Annotated in this window: 20 protein-coding genes; 8 read left to right on the forward strand and 12 right to left on the reverse strand. The window is 56.0% G+C overall.

Going from position 1 to position 24645, the window contains the following annotated elements; genetic code table 11:
• Positions 1 to 164 precede the first annotated feature (164 nt).
• Positions 165 to 404 (forward strand): septal ring assembly protein ZapB, encoded by a 240-nt coding sequence (gene zapB, locus D9980_RS20805; RefSeq protein ID WP_021181887.1) that lies wholly within the window; start codon positions 165 to 167, stop codon positions 402 to 404.
• 54 nt (positions 405 to 458) lie between these two features.
• Here the strand turns inward: zapB and rraA are convergent, their stop codons facing one another.
• The 7 genes from rraA to priA all read right to left on the reverse strand — a co-directional run bounded on the left by rraA (position 459) and on the right by priA (position 8661).
• Entirely contained in the window at positions 459 to 944 is a 486-nt protein-coding gene (rraA, locus tag D9980_RS20810; protein WP_021181888.1) for a ribonuclease E activity regulator RraA, read from the reverse strand.
• A 104-nt stretch (positions 945 to 1048) separates the two neighbouring features.
• Positions 1049 to 1966, reverse strand: a complete 918-nt coding sequence (locus D9980_RS20815) for a 1,4-dihydroxy-2-naphthoate polyprenyltransferase (protein WP_024482877.1) — start codon at positions 1964 to 1966, stop codon at positions 1049 to 1051.
• Positions 1967 to 2063: 97 nt separating this feature from the next.
• Complete coding sequence (gene hslU / locus D9980_RS20820) at positions 2064 to 3398, reverse strand: HslU--HslV peptidase ATPase subunit (protein ID WP_024482876.1); 1335 nt, start codon at positions 3396 to 3398, stop codon at positions 2064 to 2066.
• A gap of 12 nt (positions 3399 to 3410) precedes the next feature.
• On the reverse strand, positions 3411 to 3941 hold the full coding sequence (hslV, locus tag D9980_RS20825; RefSeq protein ID WP_024482875.1) for an ATP-dependent protease subunit HslV: 531 nt from the start codon (positions 3939 to 3941) through the stop codon (positions 3411 to 3413).
• Between the two features lie 102 nt (positions 3942 to 4043).
• Positions 4044 to 4961: a cell division protein FtsN gene (gene ftsN, locus D9980_RS20830; protein ID WP_121608328.1), complete on the reverse strand. Its 918-nt coding sequence runs from the start codon at positions 4959 to 4961 to the stop codon at positions 4044 to 4046.
• Between the two features lie 195 nt (positions 4962 to 5156).
• The gene (cytR, locus tag D9980_RS20835) at positions 5157 to 6185 is read right to left on the reverse strand and encodes a DNA-binding transcriptional regulator CytR (protein ID WP_024482873.1); all 1029 of its coding nucleotides are present in this window, start codon (positions 6183 to 6185) and stop codon (positions 5157 to 5159) included.
• Between the two features lie 280 nt (positions 6186 to 6465).
• A complete protein-coding gene (gene priA, locus D9980_RS20840; RefSeq protein WP_121608329.1) occupies positions 6466 to 8661 on the reverse strand; it encodes a primosomal protein N' in 2196 nt (731 codons plus the stop codon).
• A gap of 199 nt (positions 8662 to 8860) precedes the next feature.
• Here priA and rpmE point away from each other — a divergent pair, with 199 nt between their 5' ends.
• Positions 8861 to 9076, forward strand: a complete 216-nt coding sequence (rpmE, locus tag D9980_RS20845; RefSeq protein ID WP_024482871.1) for a 50S ribosomal protein L31 — start codon at positions 8861 to 8863, stop codon at positions 9074 to 9076.
• Between the two features lie 72 nt (positions 9077 to 9148).
• Here rpmE and metJ read toward each other — a convergent pair whose 3' ends face one another.
• Complete coding sequence (metJ, locus tag D9980_RS20850) at positions 9149 to 9466, reverse strand: met regulon transcriptional regulator MetJ (RefSeq protein ID WP_006317756.1); 318 nt, start codon at positions 9464 to 9466, stop codon at positions 9149 to 9151.
• A 317-nt stretch (positions 9467 to 9783) separates the two neighbouring features.
• On the opposite strand from metJ, the gene metB reads away from it, so the two are divergent.
• From metB to metF, 3 genes are all read left to right on the forward strand, one after another.
• Complete coding sequence (gene metB / locus D9980_RS20855; RefSeq protein ID WP_021181896.1) at positions 9784 to 10944, forward strand: cystathionine gamma-synthase; 1161 nt, start codon at positions 9784 to 9786, stop codon at positions 10942 to 10944.
• Positions 10945 to 10947: 3 nt separating this feature from the next.
• Positions 10948 to 13383, forward strand: coding sequence for a bifunctional aspartate kinase/homoserine dehydrogenase II (locus D9980_RS20860; RefSeq protein ID WP_024482870.1), 2436 nt, complete (start codon positions 10948 to 10950; stop codon positions 13381 to 13383).
• 214 nt (positions 13384 to 13597) lie between these two features.
• Positions 13598 to 14497: a methylenetetrahydrofolate reductase gene (gene metF / locus D9980_RS20865; protein ID WP_021807217.1), complete on the forward strand. Its 900-nt coding sequence runs from the start codon at positions 13598 to 13600 to the stop codon at positions 14495 to 14497.
• A 36-nt stretch (positions 14498 to 14533) separates the two neighbouring features.
• Here the strand turns inward: metF and rihC are convergent, their stop codons facing one another.
• The 4 genes from rihC to argE all read right to left on the reverse strand — a co-directional run bounded on the left by rihC (position 14534) and on the right by argE (position 21335).
• A complete protein-coding gene (rihC, locus tag D9980_RS20870) occupies positions 14534 to 15469 on the reverse strand; it encodes a ribonucleoside hydrolase RihC (protein ID WP_162304306.1) in 936 nt (311 codons plus the stop codon).
• Between the two features lie 64 nt (positions 15470 to 15533).
• Positions 15534 to 16904 carry a C4-dicarboxylate transporter DcuC gene (gene dcuC, locus D9980_RS20875; RefSeq protein WP_121608330.1) on the reverse strand — a complete coding sequence of 457 codons (1371 nt, stop codon included), beginning with the start codon at positions 16902 to 16904 and terminating at the stop codon, positions 15534 to 15536.
• Positions 16905 to 17237: 333 nt separating this feature from the next.
• Positions 17238 to 19874: a phosphoenolpyruvate carboxylase gene (ppc, locus tag D9980_RS20880; protein ID WP_121608331.1), complete on the reverse strand. Its 2637-nt coding sequence runs from the start codon at positions 19872 to 19874 to the stop codon at positions 17238 to 17240.
• Positions 19875 to 20189: 315 nt separating this feature from the next.
• Complete coding sequence (argE, locus tag D9980_RS20885) at positions 20190 to 21335, reverse strand: acetylornithine deacetylase (protein ID WP_037411277.1); 1146 nt, start codon at positions 21333 to 21335, stop codon at positions 20190 to 20192.
• Between the two features lie 218 nt (positions 21336 to 21553).
• Between argE and argC the strand changes: the two genes are divergently transcribed.
• The 3 genes from argC to D9980_RS20900 are packed head-to-tail and all read left to right on the forward strand — an operon-like array spanning position 21554 to position 24596.
• On the forward strand, positions 21554 to 22558 hold the full coding sequence (argC, locus tag D9980_RS20890) for an N-acetyl-gamma-glutamyl-phosphate reductase (protein WP_024482861.1): 1005 nt from the start codon (positions 21554 to 21556) through the stop codon (positions 22556 to 22558).
• 20 nt (positions 22559 to 22578) lie between these two features.
• A complete protein-coding gene (gene argB, locus D9980_RS20895; protein WP_021181908.1) occupies positions 22579 to 23352 on the forward strand; it encodes an acetylglutamate kinase in 774 nt (257 codons plus the stop codon).
• Positions 23353 to 23378: 26 nt separating this feature from the next.
• Complete coding sequence (locus D9980_RS20900; RefSeq protein WP_024482860.1) at positions 23379 to 24596, forward strand: argininosuccinate synthase; 1218 nt, start codon at positions 23379 to 23381, stop codon at positions 24594 to 24596.
• Positions 24597 to 24645: the final 49 nt, after the last annotated feature.

Genomic DNA, 24645 nt, shown 5'->3' on the forward strand with positions numbered 1-24645 from the left:
AGACACTGGGGGGCTGGCTACTTACAATCGTTTTTATTGCGGGAAAGGTTTTATCGAAACAGGCGCTGGGCCTGTTGGTTACGCGAGCATATTCGCAGTCGCTGCAGCTAAGGTTGCGGCGCTACTTATGGATGTACGCCTTGCTATCATGAGGGGACTGAAGAATGTCATTTGAAGTATTTGAAAAACTGGAAGCAAAAGTTCAGCAGGCGATCGATACCATCACGCTGTTGCAGATGGAAATTGAAGAGCTGAAAGAGAAAAACAATTCCCTGTCTCAGGAAGTTCAGAGCGCTGCGGGTAACCACGAGTCACTGGTCCGTGAAAACCAGCAGCTGAAAGAAGAGCAGCACGTGTGGCAAGATCGCCTGCGCGCATTGCTGGGTAAAATGGAAGAAGTCTGATCCATTAGCACCAACGAAAAGGGCGCCTCAGGCGCCCTTTGTCATTTTCTGCGGTTACTCGATATCGAGCGGGTCTTCAGAAAGGATGATGCCGGTGTTGTCGGCATACAGATGATCGCCAGAGAAGAAGGTCACACCGCCAAAATTCACGCGGATATCACTTTCGCCTATCGCTTCGCTGGTGGCTCCTACCGGGATCGCTGCCATCGCCTGAATGCCGATGTCCAGTTCTTCCAGATCGTCCACCTGGCGCACCGCACCGTAAACCACGATGCCTTCCCATTCGTTCTGAGTCGCCAGACGGGCCAGCTCCGCGTCGATCAGGGCACGGCGTACCGAGCCGCCGCCGTCGATCACTAACACGCGGCCACGGCCGTTTTCTTCGAGCAGTTCAAACAGCAGGCCGTTATCCTCGAAGCATTTCACCGTAGTGATTTGCCCGCCAAATGAAGTACGCCCGCCAAAGTTGGAGAACAGAGGCTCAACTACGTTGACCTCTTCCTGATAGATATCGCAAAGTTCGGAAGTATCGTATTTCATAGGATTTTACGTCTGTTTGCCGCTGGAATAACCAGTATATCCCTTTATTCGCCCCGTTGGCAAAATCATCAGTGCCAGGATGCGTTCTGGTACGCAAGTCTCAACTAACTGAGCACTACGCCAATAGCAAACAGCACGTTGGCGAGCAAGGCGGCCTTGACCATATGTTCCAGCATCGGACGCATACCGACGGCCGTAGGGTCACGTAAGACACGCATACCGTGGCGATACAGAAACGGGATGGCCAGCACAAACAGCCAGCCCCACAGGCTGTGCAGGTTAAGCAGGGTGAACAGGGCAAAGCAGACCACGGCGGCGATCAGCAGCGTTGCGTGGTAATAGCGCGCATTCTGTGGGCCAAGGCGGACGGCCAGGGTATTTTTGCCGTTAGCGCGGTCACTTTCGATATCGCGCAGATTATTGATGTTCAACACCGCCGCCGCGAGCAGGCCACAGGCGGTGGCTGGCAACATCACGACGCTATCGAAAGTGTGAGTCTGTAGATAGTAGGTGCCTGCCACGCTGAGCCAGCCGAAAAACACCAATACCGAAATATCGCCCAGCCCCAGATAACCGTAAGGTTTGGTGCCCACTGTATAGGTAATGGCCGCGATAATCGCTAGCCCGCCCAGCACCAGGAAGCCCACTACATCGCTAGGTTTTTCACAGGCGACGGCGATTAGCCAGCAACCGGAAATGGCGATCAGCACCACCGTCAGCATCAAGGCCCGTTTCATCTGGCTTTGAGTGATCATGCCCTTTTGCATGCCGCGCAACGGACCGATACGGTCTTCTTTATCGCTGCCTTTTACCGCATCGCCGTAATCATTGGCCAGGTTGGAGAGGATCTGCAGCAGACCTGCGGTCAGCAGAGCCAACAGCGCCACGCCGGGCTTCAGGCTGCCCTGCCAGGCCGCGATCGCGGAACCGACAACGATGGAGGCAAAGGCCAATGGCAGGGTTCGTGGTCGTAAACTTTCCAGCCAGGCTCTGGCCGGGGTGGTGGTGGTTGATGAGCTCATATTTCGCTTCAGTAAGTCAAAAGACGGTGTCCGTTAAAAATAAATGTGGGAGGCAATGCCTCCCACAAAGATAACTGACAGGACAGTGATAGAGCGATTATAGGATAAAACGACTCAGATCTTCATCCGCTACCAGTTCATCCAGATGATTGCGCACGTATTCCGCGTCAATTGTAATGGATTGGCCGCCAATTTCACTCGCATCGTACGAAATATCTTCCATCAGACGCTCCAGTACGGTGTGCAAACGACGTGCGCCGATGTTTTCGGTGCTTTCGTTAACCTGCCAGGCGGCTTCAGCGATGCGGCGGATACCGTCAGCGGTGAAATCGATAGTGACGCCTTCGGTAGCCATCAACGCTTTGTACTGCTCGGTAAGCGATGCGCTTGGCTCGGTCAGGATACGTTCAAAATCTTCCGTGGTCAGCGCTTGCAGCTCAACGCGGATTGGCAGACGGCCTTGCAGTTCCGGGATCAGGTCGGAAGGGCTGGCCGTCTGGAACGCGCCAGAGGCGATAAACAGAATGTGATCGGTTTTCACCATGCCGTGCTTGGTTGATACCGTACAGCCTTCCACCAACGGCAGCAGGTCGCGTTGGACGCCCTCGCGGGACACGTCCGGGCCGGAGCTCTGGCCGCTGCGCTTACAGATTTTGTCGATCTCATCGATAAACACGATACCGTGCTGCTCAACGGCTTCCACCGCCTGCTCTTTCAGCTCTTCCGGGTTTACCAGCTTGGCCGCTTCTTCTTCGATCAGCAGCTTGAAGGCTTCCTTGATCTTCACTTTACGCGGTTTCTGCTTCTGCCCACCGAGGTTTTGGAACATCGATTGCAACTGGTTGGTCATCTCTTCCATGCCCGGAGGAGCCATGATTTCCACGCCCATCGGGGCCGAAGCCAGATCGATTTCGATTTCTTTATCGTCCAGCTGACCTTCACGCAGTTTCTTACGGAATGCCTGGCGAGCGGCAGAAGGTTCATTCTGCTCTTCTGCCTGGCCCCAGTTGTTCTTGGCCGGTGGGATCAGCACGTCGAGAATGCGTTCTTCTGCCATCTCTTCCGCACGGGTGCGGTTTTTCTCGATCGATTGCAGACGCACCATTTTCACGGCGGCATCGGTCAGATCGCGGATGATAGAGTCCACTTCTTTACCTACATAGCCTACTTCGGTGAACTTGGTGGCTTCTACCTTGATGAAGGGAGCGTTGGCCAGTTTAGCCAGACGACGGGCGATCTCGGTTTTACCGACGCCGGTTGGGCCGATCATCAGAATATTTTTTGGGGTCACTTCGTGACGCAGCATCTCGTTGAGCTGCATCCGGCGCCAGCGGTTGCGCAGGGCAATGGCGACAGCACGTTTGGCTTTGTTTTGGCCGATGATGTAGCTGTCCAGTTCGCTGACGATCTCGCGCGGGGTCATTTCAGACATGGTATTCGATCCTTACGCTTTGGAAGGCAATTCTTCAATGGTGTGACAATGGTTGGTGTAAATACAGATGTCGCCGGCGATGGTCAGGGATTTCTCCACGATTTCGCGGGCGCTCATTTCGGTATTTTCCAACAGCGCGCGGGCGGCCGACTGGGCATAAGGGCCACCGGAGCCGATCGCAATCAAATCATTTTCTGGCTGAATCACGTCACCGTTACCGGTGATGATCAGCGAGGCATTCTCATCGGCTACCGCCAGCAGGGCTTCCAGCTTGCGTAGCATGCGGTCGGTACGCCAGTCTTTCGCCAGCTCAACGGCCGCTTTCACCAGATGGCCCTGGTGCATCTCCAGCTTGCGCTCGAACAGTTCGAACAGGGTAAAAGCGTCAGCCGTACCCCCGGCGAAACCGGCAATCACTTTGTCGTTATACAGGCGACGGACTTTTTTGACGTTGCCCTTCATTACCGTGTTGCCCAGTGTGGCCTGGCCATCGCCACCGATCACTACCTGGCCGTTGCGGCGTACGCTTACAATTGTTGTCACGAGCAGACCCTCGTTGCGGACGGAAAGAAGTCCCCGCAGCCTCTGCGTTGGCAGAGACTACGAGGCATATTGAGACTATAGATGGGGGGAGATTGACGCTTTTCAACCCCCGACGGAGAGGGGAATGCAACTTGACATGCCAATGCCCTTCAGGCGCGACAAGGTTTTGTCTGCTGCGGCGCGGCTGCTGTATGGGCCGAGCATCACTCGATTCCAGCCACCGCCTGCGGTGACCCGGCTTTCAACCCCTTCAAACGCCAGTTGTGCCCGTACCGACTCGGCCTGATCGGCTGCGCGGAACGAACCACATTGCACCATCCACTTCTGCTTCGACTCAGGTTTGGTTTCCGGCTTGGCCGCTTCCGTTTTTACTTCTTGTTTCACTTCAGGCTGACGGGTCTGCACTGGCGGAGTCACGGCCTGTGGTTTTGGTTGCTGTACCTGCGGCTTCGGCTGCTGTACCGGTTGCTGCTGCACGGGTGCTGCGCCGTTGTTGAACGGGTTGCGAGGCTGAGTGACCTGCTGTTGCTGCACCGGTGGTGCTATCTGCTGCTGTACCTGTTGTTGCCGCCCACCGTTACGCAGCTGTGAAGGATCGTTGTAAGGCACTTCAGACAGCTGCGTTGGGCGCTGCTGCATATCAGCCTGCATCTGCTCCAGCAATTGGCGCTGTTCGTCGGTCAACTGAGTTTTGGAATTGACCTCTCCCCCGGCCGTTGGCTCGGTAGGTGTCTTGACGCCGATCTGGCGGTTCTCCAGCTCTTTGATGTAACGCCAACGCTCTTCCGGCTTCGGTGGCAGACCGTTGCCCGGGCGTGTGCCATGCGTAGGCAACATCGGTGTTTCATCCGGTTTGTTGTGGGTAATGAAATAAAGACCACCGATAAAGACAACCAGAATGGCGACGGCAAGCGCCACCACGGTTTTGGATACCTTTGGAGAACTGCGTTTTTTACGGCTGGGGGTCTTGCGCCGCGCTGCTCCTGAGCGCCCGCGGCCTACATAGTCTCTCTGTGCCACTATAATTCCGCTGTGTCGTGATGAGGTTAAAACCTATCCTCTAGCTATTTTATCGGCCATTTTGCATCAGCTTACTGCCCTGTAGGTGTAGGCAGGCTCCGGGGAGCGGTTCTGGCAAAATGACCACAACAATAATCATTACGCCGGTTTGGCCGGCGCTGGGTCTGCCATGTTACTTAACCCGAAAATATTTGACTAGCGTTTAGGGGCCGCGGTGCTGCCTCTGATGATCAGTTCACTGTCCAGTAGCCGGGAACCGCTGTTCACGGTTTGCCCATGCAACTGTTCCAGCAGCAGCAACATTGCCTGCTGGCCAATCTGGAAGCGGGGCTGTGCCACGGTGGTCAGCGGTGGATCGCAATACTGTGCCAGCTTGATATCGTCAAAGCCGACAATCGACAGATCCTGCGGTACCCGCAAGCCCAGCTTTTTCGCCTGGGACAATACGCCGATTGCCATGACGTCGCTGTGACAAAAGACCGCCGTTGGCGGTTTCGGTAGCGCCATCAGTGAGGCTAACGCCTGCGCACCGGCTTCGTAGGTGAAGTCACCCCGGGTAATATAGCTGCTTTCGACGGTAATGCCATTACGGCGTAGCGCCTGAATGTAGCCTTGCAACCGATAATGGCTCAGCGGCATCTGCTCTGGTCCGGCGATACAGGCGATCTGTTTATGGCCAAGCTGGTGCAGATAATGTACGGCTTCAAACGCGGCGGTCAGGTTGTCGATATGCACCGTTGGCAGTTCCAGCTCCGGTGCAAACTCGTTGGCCATCACCATTGGGGGCAGGTTGCGCTGCTCTTCCTTGCTGGCGTCGAAAGGCAGGTTAGAGCCGAGCAGCAGCATGCCATCAATTTGTTTGGTGATGATCAGGTTAACGAAGGTGCGTTCCTGCTGGTTCTGCTGCGCACAGTCGCCGATCAGGACCAGATAACCCTGCTGCGCTGCCGTTTGCTCGATCCCCTGGATCACGTCGGCGAAAAACGGATCGCAGATGTCCGGGACGATCACCAGGATAGTGCGGGATTCATTGCGTTTGATATTGCGTGTCAGGGCATGAGGGGAGTAACCCACGGCCAGCACGGCCTGTTCTACTTTCTGGCGCGTTGGCGTTGACACCTTTTCCGGATTCATCAGCGCACGCGACACGGTTGCCGTGGAAACGCCGGCCATTTCGGCAACGTCTTTCATGGTCGCCATGGGTAATTCTTGCTTGTGTTCCAACGCCTTTCTCCTTGCGTCAGCACCCGGCTAACGCGGTTACTTCAGTTTGCTCACAAATTCTGGCATGCAGTGGTGGTGGTGTTATTTTTAGCGTCATCCACATTCAAGCATTCCATTGCCTGGCTGAAAAAATGCCTTCACCGACATTCTAAACAGATTACGGGCCGCTTTTGTTACCTAATTTGCATGAAAAGTGTGACGCAGGAAGGTTTTTTCGTGTTCGCTCGCAAATTGTGGTGTAAACGTTTGCTTTTTACCGTGGAATTAAGAATTTTCTCAATCAACTATCAATGGGATCAACGTCTAACGTCCATTTAACTTTACGCGCCTGAGGCAGGGTGCCAATCAATGGCAACGTGCTTTTTATCAGGTGCTGTAACAGTTTTCTGGACGGGTGCTGCAACAACAGTTGCCAGCGGAAGCGACCCCCGCGTTTGGGTTGCAGGGCCGGAACCGGGCCCATGACCCACAGCGAATCATCCCTCAGCGGGCTGGCTTCCAACAGATTGCGTAGCTGCTGTAAGAACAGCGGTGCCTGCTGGTTATCGTGATCTTCCGAACGCACGATGATGTGGCTGGTGTAGGGCGGCAGGAAGACGCTGTTACGCTCGGCCAGGGTTTGCTTGGCAAAGGCGTCGTAGCCCTGTTGCAGCAGGATTTGCAGTAACGGATGTTCCGGGTGATGAGTTTGCAGCAGCACTTCACCCTGTTTACCTGCCCTGCCGGCACGGCCTGAAACCTGAGTATAAAGCTGGGCAAAACGCTCGGCAGAACGGAAATCGGCGGAGAATAGCGCGCCGTCCACGTCGAGCAATGCCACCAGGGTGACATCCGGGAAGTGGTGGCCTTTGGCCAGCATTTGCGTGCCGATCAGGATACGCGGGCCGCCACGGTGAATATCGGCCAGATGCTGTTCCAGTGACCCCTTGCGGCTGGTGGTATCGCGATCGATACGGGTAATGGCGGTTTCCGGGAACAAGGGAGCCAGTTCATTCTCCAACTGTTCGGTACCGACGCCGACGGAAACCAGGTTGGTGGTACCGCACTGCGGGCACTGATGTGGCACCGGGCGCTGGCTGTCGCAGTGGTGGCAGCGTAGCTGGCGTTGATGCTGGTGGAACGTATAGTAATGGTCGCAGCGCTGGCATTCGGCGATCCAACCACACTCATGGCACAGCAGCGCGGGGGCATAGCCACGGCGGTTAAGAAACAGGATCACCTGATTGCCGTTCTTCAGGTGGTGCTGCATGCTTTTCAGCAGGGGCTGAGAGAGCCCGACCTTCAGCGGCAGGCCTTTCAAATCGATCAGATGTTGGTTGGCCGGTTTGGCGTTGCCCGCCCGCTGGGTCAGTTTGAGCTGACGGTACTTACCTAACTGCACGTTGTGCAGTGTTTCCAGCGCTGGTGTTGCCGAGCCCATCACCAGCGGGATGTTTTCGGCGTGAGCGCGGAACACCGCCAGATCGCGAGCGTGATAGCGCCAGCCTTCCTGCTGTTTATAGGAGCTGTCGTGTTCTTCGTCGATGATGATCACCCCAAGGCGCGAGAAGGGGGTGAACAATGCCGAACGGGTGCCGATCACAATGGCGGCTTCACCGCTGCGCGCGCGCAGCCAAACGGCCAGCCGTTCGCTGTCGTTCAGGCCGGAGTGCAGGACTTCTACCGGCGCGTTGAAGCGTTCGCGAAAGCGAGCGATGGTCTGCGGGGTCAGGCCGATCTCCGGCACCAACACCAGCGCCTGCTTACCTTTCGCCAGGATATTTTCCAGCACGCTGAGGTAAACCTCGGTTTTGCCGGATCCGGTGACCCCGGCCAGCAGCCAGGCGGCAAACTGTTCGTCTTCACTGCGGATTGCGCCCACGGCGGTGGCCTGTTCGGTATTGAGCCGCAGCCGTTCACCGAGCACGGCAAAGCCTGGCCGCCAATCCTGCGTTGCTACCGTTTGCGAACGCAGGTCGATCAAGCCTTTTGTACGCAGCGCCTGGAGCGCGCTTTCCGTCAGTTCCAGTTCGCTCACCTGATGGCGATACACCGGGCGTTGTAGCAGCGCCGCCAGTGCCTGTTGCTGCTTTGGCGCACGCTTCAGGCTTTCCGGCGGGGTTGCGCGCCCCTGTTCGGTAGCAAACCATTGCCACAGCGGGGCGGCCTCTGCGGGCTTACCCTGACGCAATAGAATGGGCAGCGCATGGAACAACACTTCACCGATCGGGTAATGGTAGTATTCGCTGGCCCACAGCAGGATGCGCCACAGGCTGGTAGTGAACAGCGAGTCGTTATCCAGCAGGCTATCGATGGGCTTGAGCCTTTCCAGCGGCAGTTCACTGCTCTCGCTGTTGCCGGTGATGATGCCTATCGCCCGTTGCTTTCCCCAAGGCACACTGACGCGCGCGCCGATGACCGGCTGCAGGCCTGCGGGCAGCAGATAATCGAAGGTGCGGGCAAGGGGAACCGGTAGAGCAACGTGTACAACAGGCATGTGGCTGTCCAGGTAGAAAAAAGTGTTGGCTAGTTTACACGGTAGGCTGGCAAATGTACGGATCCGATTGCGCGCTACATTTTATTCTGTATAATTTGCCGCCTTTGGTATAATCCCATATCAAAACCTATTATCAACCACGTGTGGTGTCTGGCGGAACAGGGCTGGATAGCGACACGGCCTTAACTGAGGTTCTCCCATGAAAAAAGGTATTCACCCTAAATACGACGAAGTTACTGCAAACTGCTCTTGCGGTAATGTGATCAAAATCCGCTCTACCGTGGGTCACGATCTGAACCTGGACGTTTGTGGCGAATGCCACCCGTTCTACACTGGCAAGCAGCGTGATGTTGCTACCGGTGGCCGCGTTGACCGCTTCAACAAGCGTTTCAGCGTACCAGGCGTTAAGAAATAAGTTTTCTTATCGTCAGATGAAAAAGGCGCCTTCGGGCGCCTTTTTTCGTTTTTGCCTTCGGTGCAGGCAGGATCAATATTCCCAGGTATCAGGGTCGACACCCAATTCTCGCATCAGTACTTTCGCGGCTTCCGGGATTTCATCGCTGCGTTCTTTGCGCAGGTCTTCATCGTTCGGCAGCGGCTGGCCGGTAAAGGCGTGCAGGAATGCTTCACACAGCAGTTCGCTGTTGGTGGCGTGGCGCAGGTTGTTTACCTGGCGACGAGTCCGTTCATCCGTCAGGATTTTCAGCACCTTCAGCGGAATGGATACCGTGATTTTTTTGACTTGCTCGCTCTTTTTACCGTGTTCAGCGTAAGGGCTGACATACTCGCCGTTCCACTCAGCCATGGGACACCTTAAAATTGTCTGAAAAATACAAAATTCTAAAAACCGGCCAATTATGCCCGATCTTCACTGTGCTCACTAAATAAATGTCTACTTTACGCGATAAGGGTCACTGAATCTGATGATTTAATAGGCTATGCCTATGCATTGTTGGGCTGACATCTTATCAATATTACAAACCGCCATAATTTTAGCGGGTATTGTCCCTTTGCTCAATCTATACGCAAAGAAGTTTAGATGTCCAGATGTATTGACGTCTATATCCACTGCGGTTAATCTTTAGGCCTCATTCCCCCACTTTCCGAGAGCCGAGCCACCCTATGACGCGTAAACCAGCCACGATTGCCGTACGTAGCGGTCTGAATGATGACGAACAGTACGGCTGTGTCGTCCCGCCGATCCATCTTTCCAGCACCTATAACTTCACCGATTTCAACCAGCCCCGAGCTCATGATTACTCACGCCGTGGTAACCCTACGCGTGATGTCGTGCAGCGTGCGCTGGCAGAGTTGGAAGGAGGTGCGGGTGCGGTGATGACCGGGAGCGGGATGTCGGCGATCCATCTGGTGACCACGGTATTTCTCAAACCGGGCGATCTGCTGGTGGCCCCTCATGATTGCTACGGTGGTAGCTACCGCCTGTTCGATAGCCTGAGCAAACGCGGGGCGTATCGGGTGCTGTTTGTCGATCAAGGGAATGAAGCCGCACTGCGCGATGCGTTGGCACAAAAGCCGAAGTTGGTGCTGATCGAAAGCCCAAGCAATCCGTTATTACGCGTGGTGGATATTGCCGCCATCTGTAAAGCGGCCCACGAAGCCGGTGCGCTGACCGTGGTGGACAACACCTTCCTCAGCCCGGCGCTGCAACAGCCGATCGAACTGGGTGCCGATCTGGTCGTCCACTCTTGTACCAAATACCTCAACGGCCACTCCGACGTGGTCGCGGGCGCGGTGATTGCTAAAGATAAAGATCTGGCGGTCGAGCTGGCCTGGTGGGCCAACAATATTGGCGTCACCGGCGCGGCATTCGATAGCTATTTGTTATTGCGGGGGATGCGAACCCTGTCGCCACGTATCAAGGCTGCACAACATAATGCCGAGGCGATTGTCGGCTATTTACAGCAGCAACCCTTGGTCAAAAAGCTGTATCATCCTTCCTTGCCAGAAAACCCTGGCCATGAGATTGCGTGCCGTCAGCAACGTGGGTTCGGTGCCATGCTCAGCTTTGAACTGGATGGGGATGAAGCGCTGCTGCGCCGTTTCCTGTCTGCTCTGGAGCTGTTTACGCTGGCGGAATCCCTGGGTGGCGTAGAAAGCCTGATCTCACATGCGGCAACCATGACTCACGCCGGTATGGCGCCAGAAGCGCGTGCCGCAGCGGGGATTTCCGAAAGCCTGCTGCGTGTTTCCGTGGGGATTGAAGACAGCGAAGATTTGATTGCCGATCTGGAACAAGCCTTCCAGGCGGCGGCTACGAGGTAAGTCATGAATGCAATTGCGGTAGCAGGGCCGGTTAGCGGGCGTCAACTGCACAAATTTGGCGGCAGCAGCCTGGCAGATGTGAAGTGTTATCTGCGGGTGGCCGGGATCATGGCCGAATACAGCCAGCCGGGTGACATGATGGTGGTGTCGGCGGCGGGTAGCACCACCAACCAACTGATCAGCTGGTTGAAGCTCAGCCAGAGCGATCGTCTTTCCGCGCATCAGGTGCAGCAAACGCTGCGCCGTTATCACAGTGAGCTGATCGGCGGGTTGTTGCCTGTAGAAACGGCGGAACCGCTGATTGCCGAATTTATCCACGATCTTGAACGCCTGGCCATCCTGCTGGACGGCAAGGTTGATGATGCGGTGTATGCCGAAGTGGTGGGGCACGGTGAGATCTGGTCAGCCCGCCTGATGGCTGCGGTGCTGAACAAGCAGGACATGCAGGCGGCATGGCTGGACGCGCGTGATTTCCTGCGTGCCGAACGTGCGGCGCAACCGCAGGTCGACGAAGGCCGCTCCTATCCGTTATTGCAGCAACTGCTGGCACAACATCCGGGCAAACGTCTGGTAGTGACCGGCTTTATTTCGCGTAATGACAGCGGTGAAACCGTGCTGTTGGGGCGCAACGGCAGTGACTATTCCGCCACGCAGGTTGGCGCATTGGCCGGTGTGGAGCGAGTCACCATCTGGAGCGACGTGGCCGGGGTTTACAGCGCCGATCCGCGCAAAGTGAAAGATGCCTGCCTGCTGCCGCTGCTGCGCCTGGATGAGGCCAGCGAGCTAGCCCGCCTGGCGGCTCCGGTGCTGCATACTCGTACTTTGCAGCCGGTGTCTGGCAGCGATATCGATCTGCAACTGCGTTGCAGCTATCAGCCAGAACAGGGCTCAACCCGTATCGAGCGCGTACTGGCTTCCGGTACCGGTGCCAAAATTGTCACCAGCCACGATGATGTCTGCTTGATCGAACTCAGCGTTGCGCCGCAGCATGACTTCAAGCTGGCGCAGAAAGAGTTGGATCTGGTGCTCAAGCGCGCGCAGATCAAACCTTTGGCCGTAGGGGTCCATCCTGACCGTAACCTGATCCAGCTTTGCTACACCTCTGAAGTGGTGGGCAGCGTGCTGCGCATTTTGCAGGAGGCCGGATTACCGGGTGAACTGCAACTGCGTGAAGGGTTGGCGCTGGTAGCGTTGGTGGGCGCGGGCGTGTGCAAGAACCCGTTGCATAGCCATCGTTTCTATCAGCAGTTGAAGGACCAGCCGGTGGAGTTCATCTGGCAGGCCGAGGATGGCATCAGCCTGGTGGCCGTGCTGCGTCAGGGGCCGACCGGTCTGCTGATCCAGGGCCTGCACCAAACGCTGTTCCGTGCGGAAAAGCGTATTGGCCTGGTGCTGTTTGGCAAAGGCAATATTGGTTCACGTTGGTTGGAGCTGTTTGCTCGCGAACAGAAGAACATCTCTGCGCGTAGCGGATTTGAGTTTAGCCTGGCAGGGGTGGTGGATAGCCGTCGCAGCCTGCTCAATTACGAAGGGCTGGATGCCAGCCGTGCGCTGGCGTTCTTTGAAGATGAAGCCCAGGAGCTGGACGAAGAATCGCTGTTCCTGTGGATGCGGGCACACCCGTTCGACGATCTGGTGGTGCTAGATGTCACCGCCAGCGGGGAGTTGGCGGAGCAATATCTGGACTTTGCCAGCTATGGTTTCCATGTGATCAGCGCCAACAAGCTGGCGGGGGCCTCATGCAGCGCCAATTACCGCCAGATCCGCGATGCGTTTGCCAAAACGGGCCGCCACTGGCTGTATAACGCCACCGTGGGGGCCGGGTTACCGGTGAACCATACCGTGCGCGATCTGCGCGACAGCGGGGACAGCATCCTGGCGATCAGCGGTATCTTCTCTGGCACGCTTTCCTGGCTGTTCCTGCAGTTTGACGGCACGGTGCCGTTCACCGAGCTGGTGGATCAGGCTTGGCAGCAGGGGCTGACGGAACCGGATCCGCGTGTTGACCTGTCTGGACAAGACGTGATGCGTAAGCTGGTGATCCTGGCGCGTGAGGCGGGTTATGACATTGAACCTAACCAGGTGCGTGTGGAGTCGCTGGTGCCTGCAGGCGCGGAGCAAGGCTCCATCGATCAGTTCTTCGAGAACGGCGATGCGCTGAATCAGCAAATGCTACAGCGTTTCGAAGCAGCCAACGAAATGGGCCTGGTACTGCGCCATGTGGCGCGTTTCGATGCCAATGGCAAAGCGCGCGTTGGCGTTGAGGCCGTGCGGCCAGAACATCCGCTGGCTTCGCTGCTGCCTTGTGACAACGTGTTTGCCATCGAGAGCCGCTGGTACCGCGACAACCCGCTGGTGATCCGTGGGCCAGGGGCCGGTCGCGACGTGACGGCTGGAGCCATCCAGTCCGACCTTAATCGCTTGGCACAACTGCTTTAAATCCTCGCTTTAACCTCGGGGGTGGCGCTGCGCTGCCCCCGTTCAATCCTTGAACATGAAATTCTCTCATCTTGCGTGAGGATTAATCATCGTATCTCCCTCACTTTCCTGTTGACTCTTCAGGCAACATCCGGCATTTTCTATCTAGACGTCTAAACGTATAGACGCTTATTATAACGAAGCAAAACAGTGATCGATAAGAGGCGGACAGGGTATGAGTTTTTATCACGCAAACCAGCGGGAAGCGCTGAATCAGAGTCTGGCAGAGTTAAATGGCCAGATTAACGTGTCGTTCGAGTTCTTCCCGCCGCGCACCAGCGAGATGGAAGATACCTTGTGGCAGTCGATCGATCGCCTGAGCAGCCTCAAACCCAAGTTTGTTTCTGTGACCTACGGTGCCAACTCGGGTGAGCGCGACCGTACCCACAGTATCATCAAGGGGATCAAAGAGCGTACTGGTCTGGAAGCTGCTCCTCACCTGACCTGTATTGATGCCAGCCCGGCGCAACTGCGTGAGATCGCTACCGATTACTGGAACAGCGGTATCCGCCATATTGTCGCGCTGCGCGGTGATTTACCGCCAGGCGGTGGCAAGCCGGAAATGTATGCGACCGATCTGGTCACGCTGCTCAAAGACGTCGGCGACTTTGATATTTCTGTCGCGGCCTACCCGGAAGTGCATCCGGAAGCGAAAAGCGCCCAGTCAGACCTGATCAACCTGAAACGTAAAATCGATGCCGGTGCCAACCGTGCCATCACCCAATTCTTCTTCGACGTAGAAAGCTATCTGCGTTTTCGTGACCGCTGTGTGACTGCTGGCATCGACGTAGAAATCGTGCCGGGCATTCTGCCAGTGTCCAACTTCAAGCAGCTCCAGCGCTTTGCCACCATGACCAACGTGCGGGTGCCAAGCTGGATGACCAGCATGTTTGCCGGGCTGGATGACGATGCGGAAACCCGCAAGATGGTCGGCGCCAATATCGCCATGGATATGGTGAAGATCCTGAGCCGCGAAGGGGTCAAAGATTTCCACTTCTATACGCTCAACCGTGCGGAAATGAGCTACGCCATCTGCCATACCCTGGGCGTGCGCCCTGCTGCAGTAGTTGGTTGATAGATAGCGGTTGCCGTTGCGGCAACCGCGCCAACATCAAGGAACGGCCGGGTGCGTGAGCATCTCCAGGAACCACTGCCGGAATCCTTCGACATCGATTTCCAGACAGACCTCGGCATTGGCTGGCAGTTTCAAACGATTGGCCAGATCGACGCAGGTCGTTCCTCTGGTCAGTTCACCTTGCGTCTCTACCGCCACATGGCAGGCCTGAGTGGTAAACAACTCGGGTTTTGCCAGATAGGCCAGAGCGCACAGGTCATGCATTTTCAGCCCACGGCTCATACTCCCACCCCGATAGTGTTGGAACAGGCTATGCAGCATGGCCCCGGTGCGGTTCAGCGTCGGTAAGCTGGCGATCATCTCGGCGGTAAGCGTAGCCCGGTTGGTGACGTCCAGCCCGCACATCACAATCGGGATACCGCTGGCAAACACCATGCTGGCGGCCTCGGGATCCACGTAGATATTAAACTCCGCGTTTGGCGTATGGTTGCCTCGGCCAGCGGAGCCTCCCATCATGACGATCCGCGCGATGGATGGTTTACATTCCGGGTAGAGCGTGAGCAACAGGGCAATGTTGGTTAACGGACCAATCGGCACCAAGACTATCGGCTCCTTGCTGGCCAGCAGCAGGTCACGCATCACTTCAACGGCATGGCCGTCAACGATCTGCCGTGTTGGCTCCTCAAACGCGTACCCATCCAGGCCAGAGTTGCCGTGAATATGGCTGGCATCCTCCAGTTTACGTACCAGTGGAGCCGCTGCCCCGCGAGCTACGGGCGTGGACGCGCCCAGGAAATGCAGTAGGCGCAGCGCATTGTGGGTGGTTTTATCCACGCTGACGTTGCCCGCCACCGTGCTCACCAGGCGCAGGTCGATTTTTGGATGAAACAGTGCGGCAACCAGCGCGACGGCATCATCGATACCGGGATCGGTATCCAGGATCATGGCAATAGGTGCAGAGCTAGAGGACATAATATCTCCCATACAGAGTTAGTGCTGATGGTCAAAATAGCTGATAGTGCTCATTTGCATCTCCTCAGAATGAATAGCGGATCAGCGTGAAAATCAGGGTGGCGACAAACCCGACCAGCAATGGCACCGAGGTTCTTTTGACCACCTCAATCGGGCTGACTTTGACTACTGATGCCACGATGATCACCACCGCAGAAACTGGCGATATCGCACGGATCAGGTTTGAGGTCAGCTGCATAGGCAGGGCAATCATTACCGGATCGACGTGAGCCTGATTGGCAATGGACGGAATAAGCTCAATAAAGGAGTAGAACACCGCATTACCGCTACCGCTGATCAGCGTGATCAGCGCAGTCAGGCCGGAGAAGATAAACATCAGGCCGATCCCGGCGTTATTGACCTCTTTAACCAGTGAAGCCACGGTGCTGATGGCTCCGATGGCGGTCAAACCGGCCACCAGGGTACTGGCAGCCACGATCAACACCACCACCTGTGAGAAGCCTTGCCCCATGCCGGTGAAGAACAGCGACGAGTTTTTCATTTGCTCGCGCAGGTCGCCTTTGCGGATCAGTTCCACAATAAAGGCCAGCGCAAACGAGAACAGGGTGATTTCCACCAGGCCGATTTTGATCTGGCGGAAGAACAGGCCAAATACCACGATCAGGAATAACGGGATCAGCGGAAAAAGGGCGTAGTAAGCCGGAGGGAGTTGGCTGTTGGTGGCCAATTTACTCTCATCGACGTCGGTAAACGCGGCTGCACCCTGGCGCTTATCCATGTACTTTTGCCAGAAATAGTGCGCGATGCCGATAATGACCAGCACCGGCAGTGAGATAACGGCATGGTGCATAGTAACGTAGTCCACCACGTGTTCGAAACCCAGGATTTTGGCTGCTACCACATTATCGCCACCCAGCGGTGTGGGTACGATGGTGGCAGTGGTGGCAATGACCCCGGCGGCGCTGAGTGAGGACATGTTTGCCACGCGCAGAATGGGGTAAAGCGTGGCCATTAAAATCACGGCGAGTGAGGCGGCACTGGGAATAATCAACGACAACAGTGACCCTATCCAGAATACTATCGGCACCAGAATATAGGGGGAGCGGATCTTCGCGATGGGTTTTGACATGATTTTAACCGCGACATCGTTTGCGCCAATGTGCGACATATAAGCGGAAAAGCCGAACAGCACCATGATGATGATGCCCGCCCGGCTAAACTGCTTGATGAAATCCAGCTCGATTTGTTTTAACGGATCCAACCAGACGTTTCCCGTCCCCGTTCCGGCGCTCAAAATCGGCAAGCCCAAAGTGGCTGCCGCCAACATGAGTACGATCCCTGAGCTAAACAACACCAGCTTGGTGTCGTAATTCTTGGCAATGGCGTAACCGGCCACGACGAGTACTACCAAGCTGATTATTAGTGCTACATCCATTTACTTTCCCTGTCATTATCAATCTTCATGATAAATATCTTTATGTGAAGGTATTTTCAAGAAGGTAAGGTCTTTGTCTATTACCAGTAACGAATAGTACCGGTAATTGTGATGTTAACTGCATTATTGGGCAAGAAGTTCAGCATAATCAACGCAAAAGGTGTGGTCAAACTGAGCCTGGACTCAGAATGAGAGTCAGCAATAACAGTCTTGATAACCCGCAGTGAGTGACAGCTGTGACAAAATCTGCAGATTAGGAACGGGGATAATCGAGGGAGAGAATAAGCACCGACGCCGATCGCATCGGTGCTTGCAGCAAATGATGAAGCAATATTAGCCGGTGTTGCGCATCCCGGCCGCCACGCCAGCAATAGTGACCATTAGAGCCTGCTCAACGCGGGCATCCGGATGCTCCTGCTGGCGCGAACGGTGCAGCAGCTCGGCCTGCAACACGTTTAGCGGGTCGGTGTAGACGTTGCGCAACGCGATAGATTCGGCGATCCACGGCAGGTCTTCCATCAGATGGTCGTCGTTGGCAATGGTCAGCACCGCCTTGATATCGCTGGCCAATTGATCACGCAACTGTTGGCCGAGCGGCCACAGGGACTTGTCTACCAGACGCTGATCGTAGTATTCCGCCAGCCACAGGTCGGCTTTGGCGTATACCATTTCCAGCATCGCGATACGGGTAGAGAAGAACGGCCAGTTGTGGCACATGGCTTCCAACTGGTCCTGCTTGCCAGCCTTCACCGCTTCCTGCAGGCCAGCACCGGCACCCAGCCAGGCTGGCAGCATCAGGCGGTTCTGCGTCCAAGCGAAGATCCACGGAATGGCACGCAGGCTTTCAACACCGCCGTTCGGGCGGCGTTTGGCCGGGCGTGAACCCAATGGCAGTTTCCCCAGTTCCTGCTCTGGCGTAGCGGCGCGGAAGTAAGGCACAAAGTCTGGATTTTCACGCACGTAACCGCGATACATGTTGCACGAGGTTTCGGACAGTTCGTCCATCAGCGTGCGCCATTCTGGCTTAGGCTCCGGCGGTGGCAGCAGGTTGGCTTCCAACACCGCACCGGCGTACAGCGCCAGGCTGCTGATGGTGACTTCTGGCAGGCCGAATTTAAAGCGGATCATCTCGCCCTGTTCGGTCACGCGCAGGCCACCTTTCAGGCTGCCTGGTGGTTGTGAGAGCAGAGCGGCGTGCGCAGGTGCGCCACCACGGCCAATTGAGCCACCACGGCCATGGAACAGCGTCAGTGCTACTCCGGCCTTCTCACAGGTTTTGATCAGTGCGTCCTGTGCACGGTATTGCGCCCAGGAGGCAGCCATCACGCCAGCATCTTTTGCCGAGTCGGAATAGCCGATCATGACCATCTGTTTGCCCTGAATAAAGCCGCGATACCAGTCGATGTTCAGCAACTGGGTCATCACGTCTTCGGCGTTGTTCAGATCGTCGAGGGTTTCGAACAGTGGGGCCACAGGTAGCGCGAATGGGCAACCAGTCTCCTTCAACAACAGGTGCACGGCCAAGACGTCGGACGGGGTACGAGCCATGGAAATGACGTAGGCGGCGATCGAACCTTGTGGCGCTTCGGCGACCACCTTGCAGGTTTCCAGCACTTCCTGAGTGTCTGCACTCGGCTCCCACTTCAGTGGCACCAGCGGACGCTTGGAGTTCAGCTCACGGATCAGGAATGCCTGTTTGTCGGCTTCTGACCAGCTCTCATAATCCCCCAGGCCCAGATAGCGTGTCAGTTCGGCAATGGCTTCGGTATGGCGGGTGCTTTCCTGGCGCACGTCGATACGCACCAGCGGTACGCCAAAGCAGCGTACGCGGCGCAGCGTGTCCAGCAGTTGGCCGTTGGCAATAATGCTCATGCCACAGGCCACCAAAGATTGGTAGCAGGCGTACAGCGGTTCCCACAACTGCTCGTTATTTTCCAGCAGGTCGTGTGGACGCAGGACGCGTTCGCCTTTCAGGCGGCCTTCAAGATAGGCCTGGGAGCTCATCAACTGGCTGCGCAGTTGCTTCATCAATTCGCGATAAGGTTCTTGTACTTCGTCACCGCCGGCAAGTTCGCGCAGCTCAGGAGTACATTCGGTCATCGACAGCTCGGAGACCAGCACCTGAATATCACGGGTGAACAGATCGCAGGCCTTCCAGCGGCTCAGCAGCAGCACGTGACGGGTGATTTCGGCGGTCACGTTCGGGTTACCGTCGCGGTCGCCACCCATCCAGGAGGTGAAGCGGATAGGTACGGCTTCTACCGGCAGGCGGTAATCGATGGAGTTTTCCAACTGTTCGTTGAACTCGCGCAGGAAGGCCGGTACGCCTTCCCACAGGCTGTTTTCCACCACGGCAAAGCCCCATTTGGCTTCATCGACCGGGGATGGACGATTTTTGCGGATCTCGTCGGTATGCCAGGATTGCGCAACCAGCTGGCGCAGACGGCGCATGATTTTATTACGCTCGTAGTCGGCCAGGTCGTTATGATCCAACTGGCTCAGACAGGTGTTCACCTCAACCAGCTTGTGGATCAGGGTGCGGCGGGTAATTTCCGTTGGGTGAGCGGTCAGGACCAGCTCGATGGAAAGATCGTCCACCGCCTTTTGCAGCTGTTTGTTATCCAGCTTGTTGTCTTTCAGCTTGGTAAACAACTGCGCCAAGGCTTCCGGATTGCTGGCCGCTTCGCCGTGCGGCGAGATGCTGTGGTATTGCTCGGCAACGTTGGTCAGGTTGAGGAATTGGCTGAAGGCGCGGGCAACGGGCAGCAGCTCATCGTTGGACAGGTTCTGCAGCGTGGAGAGCAGCTCCTGACGATGCGCCTCGTTACCGGCACGTGAAGATTTGGAAAGCTTACGGATAGTTTCAACGCGATCGAGAATATGCTCGCCCAGCGCTTCTTTAATGGTATCGCCTAGCAGTTTGCCGAGCATACTGACATTACTTCGCATTGCCGAATATTGTTCGTTCATATAATCCCTGACCCAGTTCTTTGTATACTTATCATCCTCAGTTCGCGGTGTTTTTCGCCACGACCTGAACACGATGAGTACGTGATTTTTCATCTTGTAAGTAAATTTCACGTGCCGACGCAGACCGCCGGTTTTATCTGGTCACGTGCCTGTCCAATCATCAATTGACACTATTTTTAGCAAAAAAACATCAAATTCGGCGCATTTTCTGAAATTTAATTACGCGCTGCCGGTTATCAGTCTGGCTTATCGGCTTAAATTGCTACTTCTTAATAGGTAGGGGATGGTAACCCATTCCCCTGTTGTTATTAAGGTTTATTGCCGGCAGAAATGGTCGACCAACTGACCCAGCAGCTTACGCGTTGGCTCAATAAACGCGGTATCCAGATATTCGTCCGGCTGGTGTGCCTGGTTGATCGAACCAGGGCCGAGCACCAGCGTTGGGCACACTTCCTGGACGAACGGCGCTTCGGTGCAGTAGTTGACCACTTCGGTGCGTGCACCCAGCAGTTTTTCAATCACCGCCACCATGTGATGGTCGGTTGGGCATTCGTAGCCTGGGATCGGCGGATGCAGCTCATCGATCGTCAAACGGCCCGGCCAACGTTGGCTTACCGGCGCCAACGCTTCTTGCAGGAGTTCGTTGATGTTATCCAGCGTCATCCCCGGCAGCGGGCGGATATCCATATGCAGTTCACAGCAGGCACAGATACGGTTAGCCGCATCGCCACCGCTGATATGGCCAAAGTTCATGGTTGGGTAAGGCACCGCAAACGCCGGGTTGTTGTAGCGCTCCTGTAGCGTTTTGCGCAATTCCATCAGATGCCCGATGGACTCATGCATCAGATCAATGGCATTGACGCCGCGCGCCGGATCGCTTGAATGGCCCGACTGGCCAACGATGCGGATCGCACTGGAGATATGGCCTTTATGCGCGCGCACCGGTTGCAGCGAGGTTGGCTCGCCGATGATGGCAAAGTCCGGGCGGATTTTACTGGAAGCAGCAAAGTAACGTGCACCAGCCATCGTCGTTTCTTCATCAGCGGTGGCCAAAATGTACAGCGGCTTGGTTAGCTTGCTGGCATCGATATCGCGTACCGCATCGAGGATAAAGGCGAAGAAGCCTTTCATGTCGGCAGTACCCAGCCCGTACAGCTTGTTGTCGTGCTCGGTCAGGGTAAAAGGATCTCGCGTCCAGCGCCCCTGATCGTAGGGCACCGTGTCGGTGTGGCCAGCCAGCAGCAGGCCGCCGCTGCCTTCACCGAGGCTAGCCAGCAGGTTGAATTTGTTGCGGGTATCCGGCACGGGCTGCACGTCGACGCGGAAGCCCAAATCGTTGAACCAGCCGGCCAGCAAGTTGATTAATGCTTCATTACTCTGATCGAGGGCACCATCGGTGGCGCTGATCGACGGAGTGGCGATCAACGCCCGGTACAGCTCAATAAATGGAGGTAATTTCATCTTCACTGTTGACAGCCTTTGGTTAGGATAGTATCAATATTCATGCATTTATTTTGAATAAAAATACAGTAAGCTAGAGCAGAAGGGAACCTGTAACCCGGATGTTGATAAAAACATCACGCTCAACCACGTGGGTGAACCGCGCAACAACGCGACCAAGCCCTGCTACCAGGGTCGCCGTGACTCTTAGATTGCTAGCCAAGAAGGTGAAAGGCCACATGTTGAATACGCTGATTGTTGGTGCCAGCGGTTATGCCGGAGCAGAGCTCACGGCTTACCTGAATCGCCACCCACACATGAACATAACCGCTTTAGCGGTTTCAGCGCAAAGTGCAGATGCAGGAAAATTGCTTTCCGAGCTGCACCCTCAATTAAAAGGCATCGTCGATCTGCCATTACAGCCGCTGGTTGACGTTGCCGCCGCGGCCAAAGGCATCGACGTTGTTTTCCTCGCGACCGCCCATGAGGTGAGCCACGACATCGCGCCAGCATTCCTGGCTGCCGGCTGTGTGGTGTTTGATCTCTCCGGTGCCTTCCGCGTGCAGGATGCTGATTTTTATCAACAGTATTATGGTTTTACACACCAGCATGCCGACTGGCTGGCGCAGGCAGTTTACGGCCTGGCGGAGTGGCAGAGCGAAAAACTCAAGCAGGCGCAGCTGATTGCCGTGCCGGGCTGCTACCCAACGGCGGCGCAGCTGGCGCTCAAACCGCTGCTCGACAAGCAATTGCTGAACCTGGATCAATGGCCGGTCATCAACGCCGTCAGCGGCGTGAGCGGGGCAGGGCGTAAAGCCAGCGTCACGACCAGTTTCTGTGAAGTCAGCCTGCAACCTTACGGCCTGTTCAATCACCGTCATCAGCCAGAAATTTCTGCTCATCTCGGGGTGCCGGTCATCTTTACGCCACACTTGGGTAACTTCCCGCGGGGTATTCTGGAAACTATTACCTGCCGCCTGAACAAGGGCGTCACCGCGCAAGACGTGGCAGCGGCTTACCATGCGGCTTATGACGACAAACCGCTGGTACGGCTGTACGACCAAGGGGTGCCAGCACTGAAATCCGTGGTGGGCCTGCCGTTCTGTGATATCGGCTTTGCCGTGCAGGGCGAGCATCTGATCGCCGTAGCCGCAGAAGACAACCTGTTGAAAGGCGCGGCGGCCCAGGCGGTGCAGTGTCTGAATATCCGTTTCGGCTTCCCGGAAACCCAATCCTTACTTTAAATCAGCGTGAGTAAACAGCAATGAATCCATTGATTATCAAACTAGGTGGCGTGCTACTGGACAGTGAAGAAGCGCTGGAGCGTTTGTTTACCGCGCTGGATGTCTATCGCCAGGAACATCAGCGCCCGCTGGTGATCGTTCACGGCGGCGGTTGCGTGGTGGATGAATTGATGAAACAGCTCTCCCTGCCGGTAGTGAAGAAGAACGGCCTGCGTGTCACTCCAGCCGATCAAATCGACATCATCACCGGCGCACTGGCAGGAACGGCTAATAAAACCCTGCTGGCCTGGGCGGTGAAGCACAAAATTAATGCCGTTGGCCTGAGCCTGGCAGACGGTGGCAGTGTTGCGGTAACTCAGTTGGACCCAGCGTTGGGCCATGTGGGCCATGCAGTACCAGGAACACCTGCGCTGCTCAATACCTTGTTGGGCGCTGGCTACCTGCCAGTGGTCAGCTCCATCGGCATTACTGCCGAAGGGCAACTGATGAACGTGAACGCCGATCAGGCTGCGACGGCCCTGGCCGCCACTCTGGGGGCGGATTTAATCTTGCTGTCGGATGTCAGCGGTATTCTCGACGGCAAAGGGCAGCGCATCGCGGAAATGACCGCACAAAAAGCCGAGCAACTGATTGCTCAAGGCATCATTACCGATGGTATGGTGGTGAAGGTCAATGCGGCGCTTGATGCTGCACGTACCCTTGGCCGCCCGGTAGATATCGCCAGCTGGCGTAATGCCGAAAAGCTCCCTGCTCTGTTTAATGGTGTGTCGATTGGCACCCGGATCCTCGCTTAAATTTAGAATTAAAAAGGAATAACACAATGCAAAACAAAGGCATCAAGAAAATCGTTCTGGCGTACTCCGGCGGTCTGGATACTTCGGCCATCATTCCATGGCTGAAAGAGAACTACGGTGGCTGTGAAGTGGTAGCCTTCGTGGCGGACATCGGCCAGGAGCGCGGCGATCTGGAAGGCGTTGAGCAGAAAGCTCTGCAATCCGGTGCCTCTGAGTGTCATGTTGTCGATCTGCGTGAAGAGTTTATCCGTGACTACGTTTATCCGGTGCTGCAGACCGGCGCACTGTACGAAGGCAGCTACCTGCTGGGGACTTCAATGGCGCGTCCGATCATTGCCAAGGCTCAGGTTGAGCTGGCGCTGAAAGTGGGTGCCGATGCGCTGTGCCACGGGGCAACCGGTAAAGGTAACGATCAGGTGCGTTTCGAAACCACCTATACCGCATTGGCTCCACACCTGAAGGTCGTCGCGCCTTGGCGTGAGTGGAACCTGCGTTCCCGTGAGGCCCTGCTGGATTACCTGAAAGAGCGTAATATCCCAACCACCGCTTCGCTGGAGAAGATCTACAGCCGTGACGAAAACGCCTGGCACATCTCTACCGAAGGCGGCGTGCTGGAAAGCCCGTGGAATGCGCCAAACAAAGATTGCTGGGTCTGGACTGTCGATCCGTTGGAAGCACCGGACAAGCCAGAACAAGTAACCGTCACCGTAGAGAAAGGCTGCGTTGTTGCCGTTAATGGTGAAGCGATGAGCCCGTATAAGTGTCTGGAAACCCTGAACGTGCTGGGTGCCAAACACGGCGTGGGTCGTATCGATATCGTAGAAAACCGCTTGGTAGGGATCAAATCCCGTGGTTGCTATGAAACCCCGGGGGGCACGATTATGGTTGCCGCGCTGCGTGGGGTCGAGCAGTTGGTACTGGATCGTGATAGCTTTAAGTGGCGTGAGCAGTTGGGCCTGGAAATGTCCTACGTGGTCTACGATGGCCGCTGGTTTGCTCCGCTGCGTCGTTCCATTCAGGCTTCCGCACAAGCGCTGGCGGAAGAAGTTAACGGCGAAGTGGTGCTGCAATTGTATAAAGGCCAGGTGACGGCGATCCAGAAGAAATCGGCCAACAGCCTGTACTCAGAAGAATTTGCGACCTTTGGCGAAGACGAAGTTTACGATCACAGCCATGCGGGTGGCTTTATCCGTCTGTTCTCGCTCTCTTCCCGTATCCGCGCGTTGAACGAGAAGAAAAAGTAACGTCGTTGGTTTAGCGTCAATTTGAGGGGCGCAGCATGCTGCGCCCTTT

Origin of the sequence: Serratia sp. 3ACOL1 (genome assembly GCF_003668775.1) — a bacterium.
GTDB classification, from domain to species: Bacteria; Pseudomonadota; Gammaproteobacteria; order Enterobacterales; family Enterobacteriaceae; genus Chania; species Chania fonticola.

Excerpts from the sequence above, each read along its gene's own strand:
- metJ (WP_006317756.1), bottom strand. The coding sequence starts at position 9,466 with ATGGCTGAGTGGAACGGCGAGTATGTCAGCCCTTACGCTGAACACGGT.
- priA (WP_121608329.1), bottom strand. The coding sequence starts at position 8,661 with ATGCCTGTTGTACACGTTGCTCTACCGGTTCCCCTTGCCCGCACCTTC.
- hslU (WP_024482876.1), bottom strand. The coding sequence starts at position 3,398 with ATGTCTGAAATGACCCCGCGCGAGATCGTCAGCGAACTGGACAGCTAC.
- D9980_RS20815 (WP_024482877.1), bottom strand. The coding sequence starts at position 1,966 with ATGAGCTCATCAACCACCACCACCCCGGCCAGAGCCTGGCTGGAAAGT.
- argE (WP_037411277.1), bottom strand. The coding sequence starts at position 21,335 with ATGAAATTACCTCCATTTATTGAGCTGTACCGGGCGTTGATCGCCACT.
- rihC (WP_162304306.1), bottom strand. The coding sequence starts at position 15,469 with ATGTCCTCTAGCTCTGCACCTATTGCCATGATCCTGGATACCGATCCC.
- argC (WP_024482861.1), top strand. The coding sequence starts at position 21,554 with ATGTTGAATACGCTGATTGTTGGTGCCAGCGGTTATGCCGGAGCAGAG.
- zapB (WP_021181887.1), top strand. The coding sequence starts at position 165 with ATGTCATTTGAAGTATTTGAAAAACTGGAAGCAAAAGTTCAGCAGGCG.
- D9980_RS20860 (WP_024482870.1), top strand. The coding sequence starts at position 10,948 with ATGAATGCAATTGCGGTAGCAGGGCCGGTTAGCGGGCGTCAACTGCAC.
- D9980_RS20900 (WP_024482860.1), top strand. The coding sequence starts at position 23,379 with ATGCAAAACAAAGGCATCAAGAAAATCGTTCTGGCGTACTCCGGCGGT.
- metF (WP_021807217.1), top strand. The coding sequence starts at position 13,598 with ATGAGTTTTTATCACGCAAACCAGCGGGAAGCGCTGAATCAGAGTCTG.
- argB (WP_021181908.1), top strand. The coding sequence starts at position 22,579 with ATGAATCCATTGATTATCAAACTAGGTGGCGTGCTACTGGACAGTGAA.
- rraA (WP_021181888.1), bottom strand. The coding sequence starts at position 944 with ATGAAATACGATACTTCCGAACTTTGCGATATCTATCAGGAAGAGGTC.
- ppc (WP_121608331.1), bottom strand. The coding sequence starts at position 19,874 with ATGAACGAACAATATTCGGCAATGCGAAGTAATGTCAGTATGCTCGGC.
- metB (WP_021181896.1), top strand. The coding sequence starts at position 9,784 with ATGACGCGTAAACCAGCCACGATTGCCGTACGTAGCGGTCTGAATGAT.
- rpmE (WP_024482871.1), top strand. The coding sequence starts at position 8,861 with ATGAAAAAAGGTATTCACCCTAAATACGACGAAGTTACTGCAAACTGC.
- dcuC (WP_121608330.1), bottom strand. The coding sequence starts at position 16,904 with ATGGATGTAGCACTAATAATCAGCTTGGTAGTACTCGTCGTGGCCGGT.